At 67.5% G+C, this 18072-nt stretch carries 19 protein-coding genes, 1 tRNA gene and 4 pseudogenes; 14 read left to right on the forward strand and 10 right to left on the reverse strand.

Annotated elements, in window-relative coordinates; all coding sequences use genetic code 11:
* Positions 1-20: 20 nt before the first annotated feature.
* The 6 genes from QP165_RS08125 to QP165_RS08150 all read left to right on the forward strand — a co-directional run bounded on the left by QP165_RS08125 (position 21) and on the right by QP165_RS08150 (position 3558).
* On the forward strand, positions 21-275 hold the full coding sequence (locus QP165_RS08125; protein WP_333995045.1) for a DUF6356 family protein: 255 nt from the start codon (positions 21-23) through the stop codon (positions 273-275).
* A 382-nt stretch (positions 276-657) separates the two neighbouring features.
* On the forward strand, positions 658-1062 hold the full coding sequence (locus QP165_RS08130; protein WP_056017072.1) for a hypothetical protein: 405 nt from the start codon (positions 658-660) through the stop codon (positions 1060-1062).
* Positions 1059-1265 (forward strand): helix-turn-helix transcriptional regulator, encoded by a 207-nt coding sequence (locus QP165_RS08135; RefSeq protein ID WP_333995047.1) that lies wholly within the window; start codon positions 1059-1061, stop codon positions 1263-1265. Before QP165_RS08130 ends, QP165_RS08135 begins: the two co-directional genes overlap by 4 nt.
* Before the next feature lie 51 nt (positions 1266-1316).
* Positions 1317-2084 (forward strand): alpha/beta fold hydrolase, encoded by a 768-nt coding sequence (locus tag QP165_RS08140; RefSeq protein WP_333995049.1) that lies wholly within the window; start codon positions 1317-1319, stop codon positions 2082-2084.
* Positions 2085-2089: 5 nt separating this feature from the next.
* Positions 2090-2938, forward strand: a complete 849-nt coding sequence (locus tag QP165_RS08145) for a hypothetical protein (protein WP_333995050.1) — start codon at positions 2090-2092, stop codon at positions 2936-2938.
* A gap of 206 nt (positions 2939-3144) precedes the next feature.
* Positions 3145-3558 carry a VOC family protein gene (locus tag QP165_RS08150; protein WP_333995051.1) on the forward strand — a complete coding sequence of 138 codons (414 nt, stop codon included), beginning with the start codon at positions 3145-3147 and terminating at the stop codon, positions 3556-3558.
* 43 nt (positions 3559-3601) lie between these two features.
* Here QP165_RS08150 and QP165_RS08155 read toward each other — a convergent pair whose 3' ends face one another.
* Positions 3602-3838 (reverse strand): DUF6894 family protein, encoded by a 237-nt coding sequence (locus QP165_RS08155; RefSeq protein WP_056017084.1) that lies wholly within the window; start codon positions 3836-3838, stop codon positions 3602-3604.
* 284 nt (positions 3839-4122) lie between these two features.
* On the opposite strand from QP165_RS08155, the gene QP165_RS08160 reads away from it, so the two are divergent.
* The 3 genes from QP165_RS08160 to QP165_RS08170 all read left to right on the forward strand — a co-directional run bounded on the left by QP165_RS08160 (position 4123) and on the right by QP165_RS08170 (position 6859).
* Positions 4123-4863, forward strand: a complete 741-nt coding sequence (locus QP165_RS08160) for a Crp/Fnr family transcriptional regulator (protein ID WP_056017087.1) — start codon at positions 4123-4125, stop codon at positions 4861-4863.
* Between the two features lie 244 nt (positions 4864-5107).
* Positions 5108-6535, forward strand: coding sequence for a DEAD/DEAH box helicase (locus tag QP165_RS08165; RefSeq protein ID WP_333995054.1), 1428 nt, complete (start codon positions 5108-5110; stop codon positions 6533-6535).
* 57 nt (positions 6536-6592) lie between these two features.
* Complete coding sequence (locus QP165_RS08170; RefSeq protein WP_056017092.1) at positions 6593-6859, forward strand: hypothetical protein; 267 nt, start codon at positions 6593-6595, stop codon at positions 6857-6859.
* A 410-nt stretch (positions 6860-7269) separates the two neighbouring features.
* Here QP165_RS08170 and hslU read toward each other — a convergent pair.
* The 5 genes and pseudogenes from hslU to QP165_RS19985 form a co-directional block, all read right to left on the reverse strand.
* Positions 7270-8584, reverse strand: a pseudogene (gene hslU / locus QP165_RS08175) (ATP-dependent protease ATPase subunit HslU).
* A 117-nt stretch (positions 8585-8701) separates the two neighbouring features.
* The gene (hslV, locus tag QP165_RS08180; RefSeq protein ID WP_333995057.1) at positions 8702-9244 is read right to left on the reverse strand and encodes an ATP-dependent protease subunit HslV; all 543 of its coding nucleotides are present in this window, start codon (positions 9242-9244) and stop codon (positions 8702-8704) included.
* A 212-nt stretch (positions 9245-9456) separates the two neighbouring features.
* Positions 9457-9684, reverse strand: a pseudogene (locus QP165_RS08185) (3TM-type holin); the annotation flags it as partial.
* Between the two features lie 71 nt (positions 9685-9755).
* Positions 9756-10290: pseudogene (locus QP165_RS08190) on the reverse strand (glycoside hydrolase family 108 protein).
* 509 nt (positions 10291-10799) lie between these two features.
* Positions 10800-10991 carry a DUF4169 family protein gene (locus tag QP165_RS19985; RefSeq protein ID WP_443019360.1) on the reverse strand — a complete coding sequence of 64 codons (192 nt, stop codon included), beginning with the start codon at positions 10989-10991 and terminating at the stop codon, positions 10800-10802.
* On the opposite strand from QP165_RS19985, the gene QP165_RS08195 reads away from it, so the two are divergent.
* Positions 10983-11525, forward strand: coding sequence for a DUF3617 domain-containing protein (locus QP165_RS08195; RefSeq protein ID WP_333995060.1), 543 nt, complete (start codon positions 10983-10985; stop codon positions 11523-11525). The genes QP165_RS19985 and QP165_RS08195 overlap by 9 nt on opposite strands.
* Before the next feature lie 101 nt (positions 11526-11626).
* On the opposite strand, the gene QP165_RS08200 is transcribed toward QP165_RS08195, so the two are convergent.
* Positions 11627-11703, reverse strand: a tRNA-Pro gene (locus QP165_RS08200).
* Between the two features lie 244 nt (positions 11704-11947).
* Between QP165_RS08200 and yajC the strand changes: the two genes are divergently transcribed.
* From yajC to QP165_RS08220, 4 genes are read left to right on the forward strand one after another with little or no spacing between them, the layout of a single operon-like run.
* Positions 11948-12286, forward strand: a complete 339-nt coding sequence (gene yajC / locus QP165_RS08205) for a preprotein translocase subunit YajC (RefSeq protein ID WP_333995062.1) — start codon at positions 11948-11950, stop codon at positions 12284-12286.
* Complete coding sequence (gene secD / locus QP165_RS08210; RefSeq protein WP_333995065.1) at positions 12286-13890, forward strand: protein translocase subunit SecD; 1605 nt, start codon at positions 12286-12288, stop codon at positions 13888-13890. The genes yajC and secD overlap by 1 nt, the downstream gene beginning before the upstream one ends.
* Before the next feature lie 14 nt (positions 13891-13904).
* Positions 13905-14876 (forward strand): protein translocase subunit SecF, encoded by a 972-nt coding sequence (secF, locus tag QP165_RS08215; protein ID WP_056017118.1) that lies wholly within the window; start codon positions 13905-13907, stop codon positions 14874-14876.
* 19 nt (positions 14877-14895) lie between these two features.
* Positions 14896-15270: an MTH938/NDUFAF3 family protein gene (locus QP165_RS08220; protein ID WP_333995067.1), complete on the forward strand. Its 375-nt coding sequence runs from the start codon at positions 14896-14898 to the stop codon at positions 15268-15270.
* A gap of 3 nt (positions 15271-15273) precedes the next feature.
* Here QP165_RS08220 and QP165_RS08225 read toward each other — a convergent pair.
* The 3 genes and pseudogenes from QP165_RS08225 to QP165_RS08235 all read right to left on the reverse strand — a co-directional run bounded on the left by QP165_RS08225 (position 15274) and on the right by QP165_RS08235 (position 18061).
* Positions 15274-16454 (reverse strand): annotated as a pseudogene (locus QP165_RS08225) (glycosyltransferase).
* Positions 16455-16522: 68 nt separating this feature from the next.
* On the reverse strand, positions 16523-17005 hold the full coding sequence (locus tag QP165_RS08230; RefSeq protein ID WP_333995069.1) for a hemerythrin domain-containing protein: 483 nt from the start codon (positions 17003-17005) through the stop codon (positions 16523-16525).
* A gap of 48 nt (positions 17006-17053) precedes the next feature.
* A complete protein-coding gene (locus QP165_RS08235; protein WP_056017129.1) occupies positions 17054-18061 on the reverse strand; it encodes a class 1 fructose-bisphosphatase in 1008 nt (335 codons plus the stop codon).
* Positions 18062-18072 lie beyond the last annotated feature (11 nt).

Genomic DNA, 18072 nt, shown 5'->3' on the forward strand with positions numbered 1-18072 from the left:
GCCCGTCCGGAGACCCGCCGATGTTCCGCCGCCTCTTCCTCGACCATCCCGCCACCGTCGGCGAAAGCTATGCCGAGCATTTCGGCGTCGCGGGCCGGTTCGGCGTGACGATGATCGCCGGCGGCCTCGGCGCGCTCGTCCACGCGGTCGTCCCCGCACTCTGCAAGACGCGCGGCAGCGACACGGTCCGCGACCTGCACCGCCAGATGGTCGCCAAACGCGGCGCGGTGGCGGCCGACCAGACGCAGATGAAGACGGTCGAGTTCATCATCTGACCCCGTCCCCCCGCGGAAGCGGGGCCCAGGGCGACGGCGGTAAGCGCCGCCCTCCCCCACCCGTCATCCTGACGAAAGTCAGGACCCAGAGCCCAACAGCGCTGCGCCCCGTAACCCTGGATCCTGGGTCAAGCCCAGGATGACGGCGATGACGTGCCGCCCCTCCCCACCCGTCATCTCGACGGCGGGGAAGCACCCCCATCCCCCACCCGTCATCCTGACGAAAGTCAGGATCCAGAGCCAAGCAGCGCCACCCCCGCGACTCTGGATCCTGGGTCAGGCCCAGGATGACGGCGGTAAGACGCCACCCCCTGTAAAGCCCCCTTGACTCCCACACCTCCAAATGACAAGCTCCCTTTACCAAACCGCAAGGGAGCTTTCCATGTCACGCAGTCGCGCCATCCGCCGCTACAACAGCACCGTCATCATCCTCTGCCTGCTCTACGCGGCGTTCCTGATGACCGCGATCTACGCGTTCAACCACCAGCTCGTCAGCGGCCCGCTCGCGGTCGTCGTCGCGATCCTCCCCGCGCTGCCGATCATCGGCGTGTTCGCGGCGATGGGGCGGTATCTGGTCGAGGAGACCGACGAATATATCCGCATGCTCACCGCGCGGCAGAGCTTCTACGCGACCGGCTTCGCGCTCAGCGTGGCCACGATCTGGGGCTTTCTCGAATCGTTCGAGATCGTCGGCCATGTCGAATCCTTCTACATCGCGGTGCTGTGGTTCGGCGGGCTCGGCGTCGGCAGCTGCATCAACACGCTGACGATGCGCCGCGCGGTATGAAGAACCGCCTGAAAGTCCTGCGCGCCGAACGCGACTGGAGCCAAGGCGAACTCGCCGACCGCCTCGACGTCTCGCGCCAGAGCGTCAACGCGATCGAGACCGGCCGCTACGACCCCTCGCTCCCGCTCGCCTTCCGCATCGCCGAGCTGTTCGGCCTCGCGATCGAGGACATCTTCACCAGCCCGTCGGCCCCCGCCCCCTGAACCGACCCGCCTGACCTAGCCCCGTCCGCCCGGTCTGGCTAAAGCCGTGGCATGACCGAAACGCCCGCCCCAACGCCCGCTCCCGCCTCCGTCCCCGTCCCCGCCAAGGAACGCCCCCGCCTCGCCTATCACCACAGCGAGGGCACCGGCCCGACGATCGTCTTCCTCTCGGGCTATGGCTCGGACATGGCGGGCACCAAGGCGGTCACGCTCGAAGCCTGGGCGAAATCGCAGGGCCGCGCGTTCCTCCGCTTCGATTATGGCGGCTGCGGCCAGAGCGAGGGCGCGTTCGAGGATCAGACGCTGGTCGACTGGCGCGACGACGTGATCGCGATGCTCGAGGCGCTCGGCAACGGCCCCGCGGTGCTCGTCGGCTCGTCGCTCGGCGGCTGGCTGATGCTGCTGGTGGCCAAGCTGCGCCCCGATCTGGTCGCAGCACTCGTCGGCATCGCCCCCGCGCCCGACTTCACCGACTGGGGCTTCACGCCCGAGGAAAAGCTGACCTTGCTCAGCGCGGGCCGGCTCGAACGCCCCAACAGCTACGGCCCCCAGCCCACCGTCTATACGCGCGCCTTCTGGTCGTCGGGCGAGGCGAACCGGCTGATGTTCGGCTGGATCGAGGTCACCTGCCCCGTCCGCCTCCTCCAGGGCCAGCGCGACACGGAGGTGCCGTGGCTGCGCACCACCCGCCTCGCCGATCTGCTTCGTTCAGCCGATGTGCAGACGCTGCTCGTCAAGGACGGCGACCACCGCCTGTCACGCGATTCCGACATCGCGCTGATCATCCGCGCGGTCGAGGATGTGATCGCCCCGCTATGATATTGATGCTGCTCGCTCCCGCCCTGCTCGCCCCCGCCCTGCTCGCCCCCGCCCTGCTGCCCGCCGCGGCGCCCGCGCAGGCGACCAGCGCGTCCGCCCGCCCCCCGGCAAAAACCGCGCCGGCCCAGGCAAAGCCGGCCAAACCCTCGGGTCCGGTCGACAATCGCGAGGCGCGGTTTTCGCGCTGCGTCACGATGATCGCGACCGATCCCGCGGCGGCGCGCGCGGAGGCGGGTCGCTGGCGGATCGCGGGCGGCGGGTACGTCGCACGGCAGTGCGCGGGCCTCGCCCTCGCCGCGGAGAAGAACTGGGGCTCGGCCGCGGACGAATTCGAGAGCGCCGCGCGCGAGGCGCAGCTCGCCAGGGACGACCGCGCCGCGAACTACTGGGCGCAGGGCGGCAATGCCTGGCTGGCGGCGGGCGACCCCGCCAAGGGACGGCTCGCGCTCGATTCGGCGCTGACCGCGGGAACGCTCGAGGGCCTGCAGCTCGGCGAGGCGCGGCTCGACCATGCGCGCGCGCTGGTCGCCGCGGGCGATCTCGACGCCGCGCGCACCGACATCGACCTCGCGCTGACGACCGCGGGCGACGATCCGCTCGCGTGGCTGCTGTCGGCGACGCTGTCGCGCCGGATGGGCAATCTGCCGCGCGCGAAGGGCGACATCGCCGAGGCGCTCAAGCGCTCCGCCGACGACGCCTCGGTCCAGCTCGAGGCGGGCAACATCGCCGCGGCGGGCGGCGACGAGGACCGCGCCCGCACCGCCTGGGCCGAAGCCGCACGCCTCGCCCCCGACACCCCCACCGCGCGCAACGCCGTCGCCGCGCTCCGCCAGTTCGACCCGCCCAAACCCTGATCGGCGCGACAGGCGGGCCCGTACCCCCAAGGTCATTCCCGCGAAGGCGGGAACCCAGACTGGCGACCCTCACGATTCTATCGTGGACGATGCGACTCTGGATCCCCGCCGTCGCGAGGATGACGGGCCGGGATGACGTGTCGCCCCCTCTGGAACCTCACCCGGACGCCGCCTATCTAGCGGCGGTCCAACGGAAAAGGCCGTCCATGAAATATCTCCACACGATGATCCGGGTCACCGATCCGGCCAAGACGATCGCGTTCTTCGAGCTGCTCGGGCTGAAAGAAGCGCGGCGCATGGAAAACGAGGAGGGCCGCTTCACGCTCATCTTCCTCTCCGCGCCGGGCGACGAGTCCGCCGAGGTCGAGCTGACGCACAACTGGGATCCGGAAGAGTATGGCGAAGGCCGCAATTTCGGCCATCTCGCCTACCGCGTCGACAATATCTACGACACGTGCCAGCGGCTCATGGACGCGGGCGTGACGATCAACCGCCCGCCGCGCGACGGCCACATGGCGTTCGTCCGCACCCCCGACAACATCTCGATCGAGCTGCTCCAGGACGGTCATCTCGACCCCGCCGAGCCCTGGGCGTCGATGCCCAACACCGGCCACTGGTAAGCGCGGACCGGGAGCCGCCGCGGATCGCGCCGGCGGCTCCCCGCTAGACTTTCGTTGCCATCGCGTCGGTACAGGTCGTGACGTGGAACACCCCGGTCTCGTCCGCCAGCGCGAGCTGGAGCGTCAGGTCGGTACGGCCCATCCGGATGTCCTCCGCGAGGATCTCGCGCACCGAGACCAGCGCCTGGCGGATCGCCGCGGTCCGGTCGGGCAGTTCGAGCCCCTCGGGGTCCTCGATCACCGCGTCTCCGATGGAGAGATGGAAATGAAACCACGGCATTGACGATGTCCTGATCGGCGGGGTCCCGATCGGAAAGGGCGCGAGCGCCTGCGGTCCGATTGATCGCCCTACGTAGTTTCCCTTATATACGACGTCGCGAAATGCGCCTTTCCTGCGTTGTGGACTACGCCTCCTTGGCGCGGTGGTTCCATACGGGGGTTTTCCTAACCTATGTATAAGCCAGCCCGTGCCTCCTGTGATAGAGTTTTAGAAATGGGGTTCGTCTAGACATGGTCGAGGCGACTGAGAGTTTCGATGTGCTCCCGCCTCGATGCGGAGTTCATGTGGAAAGATCCACCGTTGTTACCGATCATCTGATCGCCAAGCTGTCCACGCGCGTCGCGCTGACGGACGGCGACCGTGCGACCATCGCCGACCTGCCGTTCAAGCTGCGGACGATCGCCCAGTCGACCTATATGGTGCGCGAGGGACAGCGGCCGCAGCGCTGCGCGTTCGTCATCGAGGGGTTCGCCTATCGCCAGAAGCTCACCCCCAATGGCGAGCGCGAGATCGTCTCGATCCTGATGCCCGGCGACTTCATCGACCTGCAGAACCTGTTCCTCGAGGAATCGGATCATGACGTCCAGGCGCTGACGCGGATCACCGTCGCCGAGATCGCGATTCCCGCGCTGCGCGAGGCGGTCGCGCAATGTCCGCGGATCGCGAGCGCGCTGTGGACCGAAGTGCTGATCGAGGCGTCGATCCACCGCGAGTGGCTGCTCAACATCGGCCGCCGCAACGCCAAGATGCGGCTCGCGCACCTGCTCTGCGAATATGCCGCACGGCTGCGCGCCTCGTCGATGATGACCGAGGACGACGGCTACGAACTGCCGATGACGCAGGAGCAGATCGGCGATGCGCTCGGGCTCACCCCAGTCCACGTCAACCGCGTGCTCAAGTCGCTCGAGACCGAAGGGCTGATCACCCGGCGGAAGCGCCAGATCGGCGTCGCGGACTGGCACGCGCTGCGCGACGCCGCCGAATTCAACGAACGCTATCTCCACCTCGACCAGTTCCGCCGCTGAAGCGCGGCCGGGCCAAGGGCCCCGCCGCTAGACCGGCCAGCCCCCTGCGCTTGACATTTTGGTCGTTATCGACCATCTGCACCGGATCGAGGCGTAATGCAGCGTGATTGGACCTTTACGGTCTAAGCTCCGCCTCGGTCGTTTCCAACGGGCTTCCCTTTTCACGCGGGGTGTCAAAACACCACCGCCACTCGTGCGTCCCGTTCCGTGGATTCGCGAGCCCGGCATATTTGAGAGACTCTACATGTCATTCGCAAACCTCGGCCTCGCCGAGCCGCTCGTCCGTGCGCTCGAAGCCAAGGGCTATACCGAGCCGACGCCGATCCAGGCGCAGTCGATCCCGATCCTGCTCGAGGGCGGCGATCTGCTCGGCATCGCGCAGACCGGCACCGGCAAGACTGCCGCGTTCGTGCTCCCCTCGATCCAGCGGCTGACCGAAAACCAGAAGCGCGTCCTGCCGACGCATTGCCGCATGCTCGTGCTCGCGCCGACGCGCGAACTCGCCAGCCAGATCGCCGACAGCGCACGCGCCTATGGCCAGTTCAGCAAGATGTCGGTGACCACCGTGTTCGGCGGCACCAGCATCAACAAGAACCGCCAGGACCTCAGCCGCGGCGTCGATATCCTCGTCGCGACGCCGGGCCGCCTGATCGACCTGATCGAGCAGGGCTTCTGCAACCTATCGATGATCGAGATCCTCGTGCTCGACGAAGCCGACCAGATGATGGACCTCGGCTTCATCCACGCGCTGAAGAAGATCGTCCGCATGCTGCCGAAGAAGCGCCAGACGCTCTTCTTCTCAGCGACGATGCCGGCCGCGATCCGCGACCTCGCCTCGCAGTTCCTGCTCGATCCGAAGACCGTGTCGGTCAAGCCCGCCGCGACCACCGCGGAGCGCGTCGACCAGTATGTCACCTTCTGCAACCAGTCGGAAAAGCAGGCGCTGCTGACGATCACACTCGGCGATCCGGCGATCGACCGTGCGCTCGTCTTCACGCGCACCAAGCACGGCGCCGACCGCGTCGTGAAGCTGCTCGCGGGCAACGGCATCGCCTCGAACGCGATCCACGGCAACAAGAGCCAGGGCCAGCGTGAGCGCGCACTCGGCGAGTTCAAGCAGGGCAAGGTCAAGGTCCTGATCGCGACCGACATCGCCGCACGCGGCATCGACGTCTCGGGCGTCAGCCACGTCATCAACTTCGAGCTCCCCAACGTCGCCGAGCAGTACGTCCACCGCATCGGCCGCACCGCGCGTGCGGGCGCCAGCGGCATCGCCGTCGCATTCTGCGCGGATGACGAGAAGGCGTATCTGCGCGACATCGAGCGGATCACGCGCCAGAAGGTGACTGTCCGCGCGCTGCCCGACGATTTCGTCAACCTGTCGAACCAGATCAAGCAGACTCGCGTCAAGACGATGGGCGCCGATCCCGAGGTCCGGATCGACCGTCCGCGCGATCCCGCCCGGCCGCGCGCGACGCATGCACCGCGCGCGACCGGCAGCACCGGCCGCAACTATGCGGGCGCTAGCCGTGGCGGCCAGGGCGGTGGCCAGGGCGGCGGCGGCGGTCGTCCGCAGGGCGGCGGTCGTCCCGGCGGCCAGGGCGGTGGTCGCCCGGCCGGTGGCGGCGGCGGCCGTGGCGGTCGCGGCGCCGGTCCGAGCGCCGCGCGCTAACGGACCATATCCTCCCCTCGCGGGTTTGCTGTATGCAGGGTCGCGAGGAGAAGGATCATGGACGTTTCCACTACCCCCGTCGCCGAGCGCATCGCACGCGTGCTCGCCGGCCAGCGGATCAGCGCGAATGCGGGCGGCGACGCCGAATCCGCATCGCGGCTGATCGACGATGCCTGGGCCGACTATCTGCCCGACGCGCTCGCGGTCCTGCGCACGCTGCGCGAACCCGACAAGGCGATGGCCGCTGCGGGCGACCCCGCGGTCTGGGAAGCGATGATCCTCGCGGGCATCAAGAACGCCAAACCCCAAACCGTCATCCTCTGACGCGATCCCTGATGACGGGGGCGGCCCCATCCCCACCCCCGTCATCCTGACGAAAGTCAGGACCCAGAGCCAAGAACGACCCCGCGCCTAACCCTGGATCCCGGGTCAAGCCCAGGATGACGAAAGAAGGGCCAGCACCACGCATCAGGACGAAGGCGAAACCACCCACCCCACCCCGCGTCATCCTGACGAAAGTCAGGATCCAGAGCCAAGAGCGACACTGCCCGTAACCCTGGATCCTGGGTCAAGCCCAGGATGACGGAAGAAGGGCGAGCGCCGCGCGTCAGGGCGAAGGCGAAGCCACCCACCCGTCATCCTGACGAAAGTCAGGACCCAGAGCCACGAACGACCCCGCCCGCAACCCCGGATCCCGGGTCAAGCCTAGGATAACGAAAGAAGCCCCCCGCCGCCTACAGCACGAACCGGCTAAGATCCGTATTCCGCGCGATCTCCTTCAGCTGGCTGTCGACATACGCCCCGTCGATCACCACGCTAGACCCGCCGCGATCCTCGGCATTGTAGCTGACCTCCTCAAGCAGCTTCTCCATCACCGTCTGCAACCGCCGCGCGCCGATATTCTCGACCTCGGCGTTCACCTCCGCGGCAATCCGCGCGATCGCGGCAATGCCGTCCTCGGTAAAGCTGATCTCGACGCCCTCGGTCGCGATCAACGCCTTGTACTGCAGCGGCAGCGACGCCTTGGTATCTGACAGGATCGCGACGAAATCCCCCTCGGTCAGCCCCTTCAGCTCGACGCGGATCGGCAACCGCCCCTGCAGCTCGGGCAGCAAATCGCTCGGCTTCGCCACATGGAACGCCCCGCTCGCGATGAACAGGATATGGTCCGTCTTCATCGGCCCGTATTTGGTCGCGACCGTCGTCCCCTCGATCAGCGGCAACAGGTCGCGCTGCACGCCCTCACGGCTCACCGAGCCGCCGCGGCCGTCGCTGACCGCGATCTTGTCGATCTCGTCGAGGAACACGATCCCGTTCGCCTCGGCATCCGCCAGCGCGACGCGGCTCACCTCGTCCTGGTCGAGCCGCTTGTCCGCCTCTTCCTCGACCAATTTGTCCCACGCCGCAGTGACCGTCAGCTTGCGGCGCTTCAATTGCTGCCCGCCGCCGAGCGACTTCATCATCTCGCCGATATTGATCATCTGCGGTGCGCCGCCGGGGATCTCGAACGGCGTCGTCGGCGTCTGCTCGACCTCGATCTCGACCTCGGCGGCGTTCAGATGCCCGTCGAGGAACCTTTGCTTGAAGCTCTCGCGCGTCGCGGTGCTCGAGATCCTTGCCGACCAGCGCGTCGAGCAGCCGGCCCATCGCCGCCTCCTCCGCCTTGTCCTTCACCGCGATCCGCCGGCGTTCCTTCTCGAGCCGGATCGCCTCCTCGACCAGGTCGCGCGCGATCTGCTCGACGTCGCGCCCGACATAGCCGACCTCGGTGAACTTGGTCGCCTCGACCTTCACGAACGGCGCATCGGCGAGCTTCGCCAGACGCCGGCTGATCTCGGTCTTGCCGCACCCGGTCGGCCCGATCATCAGGATGTTCTTGGGCGTCACCTCGTCGCGCAGATCCTCGTCGAGCTGCTGGCGCCGCCACCGGTTGCGCATCGCCACCGCGACCGCGCGCTTGGCGGCGGCCTGGCCGATGATATGGGCGTCGAGCGCGGCGACGATCTGCTTCGGCGACAGGGCGGCCTTGGAGGTAAGCTGGTCGTTCATGATCACTCTTCTTCGCCCCTCCCCTTCAGGGGAGGGGTTGAGGGTGGGGACTATCCGCGGGACGGGCGCCTGGTGAAGCCCGACCCGACCCCTCCCCGAACGGGAGGGGCGTCGCCTTCAGCTGGTCGAGTCCATCGACTCCACCGTCAGCCGGTCATTGGTATACACGCAGAGCTCGCCCGCGATTGCCATCGCCTTGCGGCACAGCACTTCGGCATCGCTCTCATACTCGACCAGCGCGCGCGCCGCGGCGAGCGCGTAATTGCCGCCCGACCCGATCGCCGCGACGCCGTTCTCGGGCTCGAGCACGTCGCCATTGCCCGTCAGGATCAGCGTCACGTCCTTGTCCGCGACGATCATCATCGCCTCGAGGTTGCGCAGGAACTTGTCGGTCCTCCAGTCCTTGGCGAGCTCGACCGCGGCGCGGAGCAGCTGCCCCTGATGCTGCTCCAGCTTGCGCTCGAGCCGTTCGAACAGCGTGAAGGCATCCGCGGTCGCGCCGGCGAACCCGCCGATCACCGACCCGTCGCCGAGCCGCCGCACCTTGCGCGCATTGGGTTTCATGACGGTCTGGCCCATCGAGACCTGGCCGTCGCCGATCACGACGACCTTGCCGCCGCGCCGGACCGAAAGGATGGTGGTGCCGTGCCAGACGGGCATGGCGTGGGGATCATGTGCACTCATGCCAGCGATGTAGGGTGCGCTTTCGACCACGCAACGGTTCGCTGCACCGACCCCCCGCACCACCCCCTCACCCTCCCGCTCGACTTCCCTGTCAGCCTCCCGGTTACCTTCCCCCTTTACGTCATCCTGACGAAAGTCAGGATCCAGAGCCCCGAACGCCACGCCCGCCGCTCCGATACCAGCCCCGCTCACCGCCGCTTCCCCCACTCACGCGCCGCGGTATACCCCAGATACCCCGTCCCGAAGAGCGCATAGAGCGGCTCGGGCATCGCGTTCAGATACGCCGACATTCCGCGCGCGATCGCCTGCGCCGCCCCCGGCCGCACCGCCGCGAGCAGCCCCACCGGGATCGCCCCCAGCAGCAACGCGTACATCACATACAGGAACCCCGGCCGCGCCCGCGTCACCCACGGATCGGGGGGCAGCGCCGCCCCCTCCTCAACCCCTCTCGTCATGACACCCCCCTGGAAAAGTGGCGCTTTCCGCCTCACGCCCGGTTCGCGAGCCAGCCATAGAGAAACGCCTCGTTCGCCGGCCGCCGCTCCGCCAGCGCGACATAGCGTTCGCCCTGCAATGCCTCGATCGCTTTCAGCAGCACCGCCTCGCCCCCCGCGCCGCGTCGCCTGAGGAACCCCGCCAGCGCCGCGAGCGTCCCCGGCCCGATCCGGCCATCGACGACGAGATCGGGATAATCGCTCGCCCCGCGATTGAGCGCGTTGAGCGCGCGCTGGAGGAACCCGCTCGCGACCGCCGGCCCCATATTCACCCCGGTATCGAACAATTCGCCCGCAATAGCCGGCGCGAGTCGGCCAACCCCCTCATATCCGGGGTCAATCCAGTAAGCCAGCCGATAGATCGCGACCGCCGCCGCCCGCGGAAACACCCGCATGTCCCCGGCAAAGCCCTGCGCCCGCGCCACCGCCTGCGTGATCCCGAACCGCGTCGCCCCCCGCGATCTGCCGGATGATCGCCATACCCCCCTCGCGATCGATCACGTCGTCGATCCGCTCGCCGATCTCCATCCCAATCCCCCCGATTCGCCCATCCCCTTATAACCATATAGGTTAGCGAAAAGCAAGATCAGAGCCGTCAATGGTAAAAGACAAACACCCCCCACCCCGTCATCCTGACGAAAGTCAGGACCCAGAGCCAAGCGGCGCCACCCCCGCAACGCTGGATCCTGGGTCGAGCCCAAGATGACGGAGCAGGAAACGCGCCCCCCCACCCCGTCATCCTGACGAAAGTCAGGATCCAGAGCCAAGCAGCGCCACCCCCGTAACCCTGGATCCCGGGTCAAGCCCAGGGTGACGGAGCAGGAAACGCCCCCCCACCCCGTCATCCTGACGAAAGTCAGGATCCAGAGCCAAACAGCGTCACCCCCCGTAACCCTGGATCCTGGGTCAAGCCCAGGATGACGCAGCAGGAAACGCGACTCCCCCCACAACCCCGTCATCCTGACGAAAGTCAGGATCCAGAGCCCCGCACACCGCCCCCTCGATCACGCCGCCAACCCGCAACCCGCTGCCGGAACTCAGCCTTCCTCCCCATCCCGCCGCGCCTGATCGAGCACCCGCTCGACCCGCGCCCGATCCGCAGCATCCCGCGCGCGCTCCGCCTTGGTCCGCCCGAACGCCGCGCGATTGACGTCCGCCGCCGCCGCCGCCGCGCGCGCGCCTGCGCCTTGCGCGCCAGTCGAAGATTGACGATCTCGCCCATGACAAATCTCCGTTCGCCGCTTGCCAGCATCCCGATCGCGCTACAGACTGCCCCGCCTATGCGCCAGATATCCCCGCCTTTCCTGCTGTTGCCCATCCTGCTGGCCCCCGTCCTGCTGTGCCCCGCCGCGACGTCGGCGCAGTCGCTTCCCGCGGGCAACTGGGCCATCAAATCGACCGCGGTCGACCTCGAGATTCCGGGCGCGCCCGGCTTCATGCTGCGGATGATGCGCGGCAAGTCGAAGACCGAGCATAAATGCATCGCGCCCGACCAGGCGCGGACCGGCGTCGCGACGCTGTTCGTGCCCCGCCCCGATGCGAAATGCACCGTCGAGCGCGCGCAGTTCGATGGCGGGCAGATCGATCATGTCATGCTGTGCCCGCAGAAAAAGGGCCCGCCGATGCGCGTCGTCCGCGCGGGCAGCTACGGCGCGAGCGGCTTCACCGCGCGGATGACGATGACCGGACAGACCGACAAGGGCGCGATGCGGATCGTCGCGGATCAGGTCGCGACGCGCGCCGGCCCCACCTGCAAGGGCTGACCGCCGTACGCGACGCCCAAGGCGCTGTAACCGCTGCCGATAGTGTAAGGGGAACAGGCCGGGCGGGATCCGAAGCGATCCGCCAGCGGCCTGAAATTCTCTGGTCGGGGCGACAGGATTCGAACCTGCGACCCCCACACCCCCAGTGTGATGCGCTACCAGGCTGCGCTACGCCCCGACCGAGGGGCGCGCCTTATGCCGATGCCGCACGCGATGCAAGCGAATGCCGCAAAAACCGTGTCGCGACCGTGATTTTGCCGAACCGGCCGCGCGCGCTCGTCGCCGCTGCGGCTCGCTTCACCGGCGTCATACGCGGTCGCCTGCCCCGCACATCGGTTGCACGGACCCGCAACCGGTGATAGCGGCATCGCCCATGCGAGCGCGGGCGTATGGCGCCTGCCCACCAGCCAAAACGGGACTCCATGTTCATTTCCCCAGCATACGCGCAGGCCGCCGGCGAGACGGCAGCATCGGGCGGCATCGCCTCTTTCCTGAGCATCGCGCCGCTCTTCCTCGTCTTCATCGTGTTCTATTTCTTGATGATCCGTCCGCAGCAAAAGCGGATGAAGGCGCTCCAGGCGTCGGTCGCCGCGGTCAAGAAGAACGACAGCGTCGTGACCTCGGGCGGGATCATCGGCAAGGTGACCAAGGTCGAGGATAGCATCGTCGAGATCGAGATCGCGCCGAACACGCGCGTCCGCGTCGTCAAGGCGACGCTGACCGACATCACCAGCCCGAACACGAAGCCGGCGAACGACTGATGCTGGACTTTCCCCGCTGGAAGGTCGCCTCGATCATCGGCCTGCTGGCCGTGCTCTGCGCGCTTGCGATCCCGAGCTTTTTCTCCGAATCGACGACCAGCAAGTGGGGGGCGATCCCGCATCAGCGGATCAACCTGGGTCTCGATCTCGCGGGCGGCAGCTATCTGCTGCTCGAGGCGGACACCGCCGATCTCGCGAACACGCGGATCGAGGCGATGCGCGACAGCGTCGCGGGGACGATGCGCAACGGCACGCCGCGGATCGCGATCGGCGATATTTCGGTGCGTGGCGGGCAGCTTAGCTTCCTGCTCCGCGATCCGAGCCAGGTCGATGCGGCGCGTGAGCGGCTGCTCGGGATCACCGGCGGCGGCGCCGGGATGAGCGGCCAGCGCGAGTGGGACATCACGGTCGTCGACACGAGCCGGTTCGTGCTCAAGCCGACCGAAGCCGGGCTCCAGCAGGCGATCGACCGCGCGATGACGGATGCGACCGAAGTCGTTCGCCGCCGCATCGACGAACTCGGCACTAAGGAGCCGTCGATCGTCCGCCAGGGCGCGACGCAGATCGTCGTCCAGGTCCCCGGCCTGCAGGATCCGCAGGCGCTGAAAAGCCTGCTCGGCAAGACCGCCAAGCTCGAATTCAAGCTGGTCGACGAGACCGCGAACCCCGCCGACCTCGTCAAGGGCATCGCGCCCGTCGGCAGCCAGGTCCTGCCCTATCCCGGCAACCCGCAGGGGGTTCCCTTCATCGCGGTCAAGCGGTCGGTGATCATCTCGGGCGACCAGCTCGCCGATGCGCGTCAGGAATTCGAGCCGCAGACCAACGCGCCGCAGGTGGCGATCACCTTCGATGCGGTCGGCGGCCGTCGTTTCGCCAAGGTCACGCAGGAGAACACGAACAAGCCGTTCGCGATCATCCTCGACAATTCAGTCATTTCCGCGCCCAATATCAACGAGCCGATCCTTGGCGGTCGTGCCTCGATCTCGGGCAACTTCACGACCGAATCCGCCAACTCGCTCGCCATCTCGCTGCGTTCGGGCAAGCTGCCGGTGAACCTGAAGATCATCGCCGAGAGCACCGTCAGCCCCGATCTCGGCAAGGATTCGATCCGCGCGGGCGTGCTGGCGAGCATCGTCGCCGCGGTCGCGGTGATCGTGTTCATGTTCGTTACCTATGGCCGGTTCGGGCTCTATGCGAACCTCGCGGTGGTCATCAACATCCTCGTGATCGTCGCGGTCATGTCGATGCTCGGTGCGACGCTGACGCTGCCCGGCATCGCCGGCTTCGTGCTGACGATCGGTACCGCGGTCGACGCCAACGTGCTGATCAACGAGCGGATTCGCGAGGAACGCCGCCGCGGGCGCAACGTCGTCCAGGCGGTCGAGCTCGGCTATAAGGAGGCGTCGCGCACGATCTTCGAGGCCAATGTGACGCACGCGATCACCGGCGTGATCATGCTCCTGCTGGGCTCGGGTCCGGTCAAGGGCTTCGCGGTCGTGCTGCTGATCGGCATCTGCACCAGCGTGTTCACCGCGGTGACCTTCACGCGGATGTTGGTGGCGCTGTGGCTGCGCAAGAACCGTCCCTCCACGATCAATATTTGAGGCGGGAGATCATCATGCGCCTGCTGAAACTCGTACCCGACAACACCAACCTGCAGTTCGTTGCGCTCCGCAAATGGGCGTTCGGGCTGACGCTCGTCCTCTCGCTGCTGGCGATCGGACTGGTCGCGGTCCGCGGCCTCAACATGGGCGTCGACTTTGTCGGCGGCGTGCTGATGGAGGAGAATTTCGCGACCCCGCCGTCGATCGAGGCGGTGCGGACCGAAGTCGACCGGCTCGGCGTCGGCGAAGCCTCGATCCAGTCGTTCAGCAATCCGCGGACGCTGTCGATCCGCCTCCCGCTGCCCGAGAGCAACGACGAGGGCGCGACAAACCGGCTGGTGAAGAAAGTCTCCGACCACCTCGCGGTCAAGTTCCCGGGCGCGACCTTCTCCAAATACGACACGATCACGGGCAAGGTCTCCGACGAGCTGATCACGCGCGGCCTGCTCGCGGTCGGGCTGTCGATCCTCGGCATCGCGCTGTTCGCGGTCGTCCGGTTCGAGTGGCAGTTCGGCGTCTCGACGATCGTCGCGATCGTCCACGACCTGTTGATGACGATCGGCTTTTTCGCGTTGATGCGCGATTATTTCGAGGTCGATCTCAACATCGTCGCGGCCGTGCTGACGATCATCTCCTATTCGATCAACGACAAGATCGTGATCGACGACCGCATTCGCGAGAACATGCGTCGGTACCGGAAGATGGACATGCGCGAGATCATCGACCTGTCGGTGAACGAGACGCTGCCGCGTACCGTCATGACCTCGGTGACGATCCTGCTCGCGCTCTTCGCGATGCTGATCCTCGGCGGGCACGTGCTGCGCGGCTTCACCGCCGCGATGATCCTCGGCATCGTCGTCGGCACCTATTCGTCGATCTACGTATCGTCGTCGCTGCTCATCACGCTCGGGCTTCGCGCCGAGCCAGAGGGCCGCAAGGGCGATCAGGACGGCGCGGAGCGGGTCGGCCCGAAGGCCGGACGCTGATGCGCGGCGGGGCTCGCGCATGAGGATGGACCGCGAGAAGACCGACGGGCCGATGATCGCGGCGATCGGTCGCGCCGGGTTCAAGGTCGACGACGGCTATTACACCGCGCTGCTGATCACCCCCGAACGCGCGGACGGCTGGACCCCGCCGCCGTTCGCGGCGCTCGCGGCATCGGATATCGACGCTATACTCGGCCTGTCCCCTGCACCGGAGTTCCTGTTGCTCGGCACCGGCACGCAGCTGCGGCAGCCGTCCGCGGCGTTCCGTCGCGCGGTCGAGGCGCGCGGCATCGGGATCGAGGCGATGGACAGCCGGGCGGCGGCGCGCGCCTGGGCGGTCCTGCGCGGCGAAGGCCGGTGGATCGCCGGCGTGCTCTATCCGCTTGAAGAATAAGGCCTAGGACCGGGGTCCGACCAGTCCCGCGAGATGCGCATACAGCGCCGCGGTATTCGCCTCCCACGTAAACCGCCCCGCCACCGCGCGCGTCGCGTCGACGGCGGGCGGGTCGGCCAGCACGTCGGCGATCGCCGCGGCAAAGGCGGCGGCGTCGCGCGGCACGATCCGCCCGGCATCGCGCGACGTCACCACCTCACCCGCGCCGCCCGCCTCGGTGATCACGATCGGCGTCCCGCACGCCAGTGCCTCGACCCACGCATTGGCGAGCCCCTCCGACGCCGACGCCAGCGCCATGACGTCCGCCGTCGCGACCAGCCGCGGAATATCCGCATGCGCGACGCTCCCGAGCAGCCGGACCCGGTCCGCAACGCCGTGACGGACAATCGCGGCCTCGAGCCGGGCCCGGTCGCTCCCTCCCCCGCGATCAGCAACGCCACACCGGGCAGCCGCGCGACCGCCTCGATCACCACGTCATGCCCCTTGCGCGGGATCAGCGCCCCGACCGAGAGGACGAGCGGACCATGAACGGCGAGCTTCCGCTTCTCGCGCGTCCGGTCCTCGGCATCGATCGGATGAAACCGGTCGTGATCGACGCCTGTATGGTGCACCCGGATCCTATCGCCCGGCATGCCGAGCGCGACCATGTCCGCCTTCATCGCGCCGCTGACCGCAAGCAGACCGTCCGCCGCCCGCCCCGCGCCAACGACCTGCGCGCGCGTCGCGCCGGCGCGTCCCCAATGATGAATATCCGCGCCGCGCGCCTTGATCGAGACGGGCACCCCGTACCGCCGTCCCAGCGCGACCGCGGCGACACCATCGGGAAAGAAGAACGACGCATCAATGACATCGAACGCGAAGTCGGTGCGAAGCGCATCCAGCAACGGGACCAGCGCGCGGACCAGCGCGGCGGCATGCCACCGCCCCTGCGTCGCCGGAATTGTCGTGAAGCGCGGCCGATCGACGTCGATCCCTCGCCATGTCTCGCGCGTCGGCAACCGCGTCAGCGGCGCGTATCGGGACAGCCGATCAAACGGTACCGGCGGCACGCCGACGGGCGCGACTGCACGCAGTTCGACGTCGTGATGCGCGGCGAGGCCAAGCGTCTGCCGCTCGACAAACACCCCGAAATTCGGCCGCGCCGCATCGGGGAACAGGCTGGACAGGGTCAGGACGCGCAGCATGAGCCTCCGGGTAGAGCCGGTCGGTTAAGATCGCGCGAACCCGCGCGCGCTCAACCGTCACCTGCGGCTCAGTGCAGCTCGACCGGTCCCGTGGCGATCACCCCGGTGTGCAGCGCATCATCGTACAACAGCGCGCTCTCGCGCTTCACCTGATGCGACAACCGGTCCAGCATCGCCTCTGATTCGGCACGGAATTCGGTCCAGTCGGCGGGCTCGATCATCGGCAGCCAGCGTCCGATGTACACGCGCCAGTCGCGCCGCAGCGCAGCCAGTTCGGCCGCCATCCGCTCGACCGTCTCGGGGGCATAGTCGGCCTCGGTCGCCAGCGCGCTGAGATCGACGATATCATCCTCGACGCCGAGATGATCCGCGACCAGCACGGCCAGATCCACCAGCTTGCGCGATGCCGCCGCGCAGTTCCGGTGGCGCCGCTGGAGCAATGCGACCAGGTCCACGCATCGTTCGGCGATCCGGTCGTGATCGTCGATCAGCCGGCTCCAGGACGCGCGATCCTCGCGGTCGGCGGCATATCCTTGTGACGCAACATCCATCTCTTGCTCCTCTCGTCACGTCGTACCGGGCCGCCGACTGCGCGCCGATCAGTCCCGATACGCGCTGGTAATCGCTTCGACTTCGGCCGGATCACCCATGATCAGGCCGATACGCTGGTGCAGGCTGCTGGGCTCGATCGACAGGATACGCTGTTCGCCATCGGTCGCGGCACCGCCGGCCTGCTCCATCAGCATCGCCATCGGGTTGCCCTCGTACATCAGCCGCAGCTTGCCGACCTTGCCCGGCTGGCGAACGTCGCGCGGATACAGGAAGACGCCGCCGCGCTTGAGGATCCGGTGCGCATCGGCGACCATCGATCCGGTCCAGCGCATGTTGTAATCCTTGCCGAGCGGCCCTTCGGCGCCCGCGACGCGATCGTCGATGAACTGCGTGACCTCGGCCGACCATTGCCGCGCGTTCGAGGTGTTGATGGCGAACTCGCGCTTGCCGCCGGGCATGCGGATGTTGGTATCCGTCATGACCCATGACCCGACCTCTCGATCGAGCGTGAACTCGTGGACGCCCGCGCCGACGGTCAGCACCAGGATCGTCTGCGGGCCGTACACCGCATAGCCGGCCGCGACCTGCGTCTGCCCCGCCTGGAGGAAATCATTCTCGGTCACGTCGGCACCCGACGCGGTCTCGGCCGCGCGCAGCACCGAAAAGATCGTGCCGACCGAAAGATCGACGTCGATGTTGCTCGACCCGTCGATCGGATCGAACAGCAGCAGATATTCGCCCTTGGGATAGCGGTTGGGGACGAGGTGGATCGTCTCCATCTCCTCCGACGCCATCGCCGCAAGATGGCCGCCCCACTCGTTCGCCTCGAGCAGCATCTCGTTGGCGATCACGTCGAGCTTCTTCTGCACCTCGCCCTGGACATTCTCGCTGTCCAGGCTGCCCAGCACGTTGCCAAGCGCACCCTTGCCGATCGCATGGCTGATCGCCTTGCACGACCGCGCGACGACCTCGATCAGGAGGCGCAGCTGGGGTTGCAGCGTGCCGGCTTCGCGTTGCTGTTCGATCAGAAACTGGGTCAGCGTCTTGCGCTTCATGGGGCGGGATA

The organism is Sphingomonas sp. 22R3R2A-7 (assembly GCF_036856055.1).
In the GTDB taxonomy this organism is placed as follows: Bacteria; Pseudomonadota; Alphaproteobacteria; order Sphingomonadales; family Sphingomonadaceae; genus Sphingomonas.

Coding starts and splice junctions, on each gene's coding strand:
- secF (WP_056017118.1), top strand. CDS start 13,905: ATGCGCCTGCTGAAACTCGTACCCGACAACACCAACCTGCAGTTCGTT.
- QP165_RS08125 (WP_333995045.1), top strand. CDS start 21: ATGTTCCGCCGCCTCTTCCTCGACCATCCCGCCACCGTCGGCGAAAGC.
- QP165_RS08155 (WP_056017084.1), bottom strand. CDS start 3,838: ATGCCGTGGTTTCATTTCCATCTCTCCATCGGAGACGCGGTGATCGAG.
- QP165_RS08230 (WP_333995069.1), bottom strand. CDS start 17,005: ATGGATGTTGCGTCACAAGGATATGCCGCCGACCGCGAGGATCGCGCG.
- QP165_RS08165 (WP_333995054.1), top strand. CDS start 5,108: ATGTCATTCGCAAACCTCGGCCTCGCCGAGCCGCTCGTCCGTGCGCTC.
- QP165_RS08150 (WP_333995051.1), top strand. CDS start 3,145: ATGAAATATCTCCACACGATGATCCGGGTCACCGATCCGGCCAAGACG.
- QP165_RS08170 (WP_056017092.1), top strand. CDS start 6,593: ATGGACGTTTCCACTACCCCCGTCGCCGAGCGCATCGCACGCGTGCTC.
- QP165_RS08220 (WP_333995067.1), top strand. CDS start 14,896: ATGAGGATGGACCGCGAGAAGACCGACGGGCCGATGATCGCGGCGATC.
- QP165_RS08140 (WP_333995049.1), top strand. CDS start 1,317: ATGACCGAAACGCCCGCCCCAACGCCCGCTCCCGCCTCCGTCCCCGTC.
- yajC (WP_333995062.1), top strand. CDS start 11,948: ATGTTCATTTCCCCAGCATACGCGCAGGCCGCCGGCGAGACGGCAGCA.
- QP165_RS08130 (WP_056017072.1), top strand. CDS start 658: ATGTCACGCAGTCGCGCCATCCGCCGCTACAACAGCACCGTCATCATC.
- secD (WP_333995065.1), top strand. CDS start 12,286: ATGCTGGACTTTCCCCGCTGGAAGGTCGCCTCGATCATCGGCCTGCTG.
- QP165_RS08145 (WP_333995050.1), top strand. CDS start 2,090: ATGCTGCTCGCTCCCGCCCTGCTCGCCCCCGCCCTGCTCGCCCCCGCC.
- hslV (WP_333995057.1), bottom strand. CDS start 9,244: ATGCCCGTCTGGCACGGCACCACCATCCTTTCGGTCCGGCGCGGCGGC.
- QP165_RS08235 (WP_056017129.1), bottom strand. CDS start 18,061: ATGAAGCGCAAGACGCTGACCCAGTTTCTGATCGAACAGCAACGCGAA.
- QP165_RS08195 (WP_333995060.1), top strand. CDS start 10,983: ATGACAAATCTCCGTTCGCCGCTTGCCAGCATCCCGATCGCGCTACAG.
- QP165_RS08135 (WP_333995047.1), top strand. CDS start 1,059: ATGAAGAACCGCCTGAAAGTCCTGCGCGCCGAACGCGACTGGAGCCAA.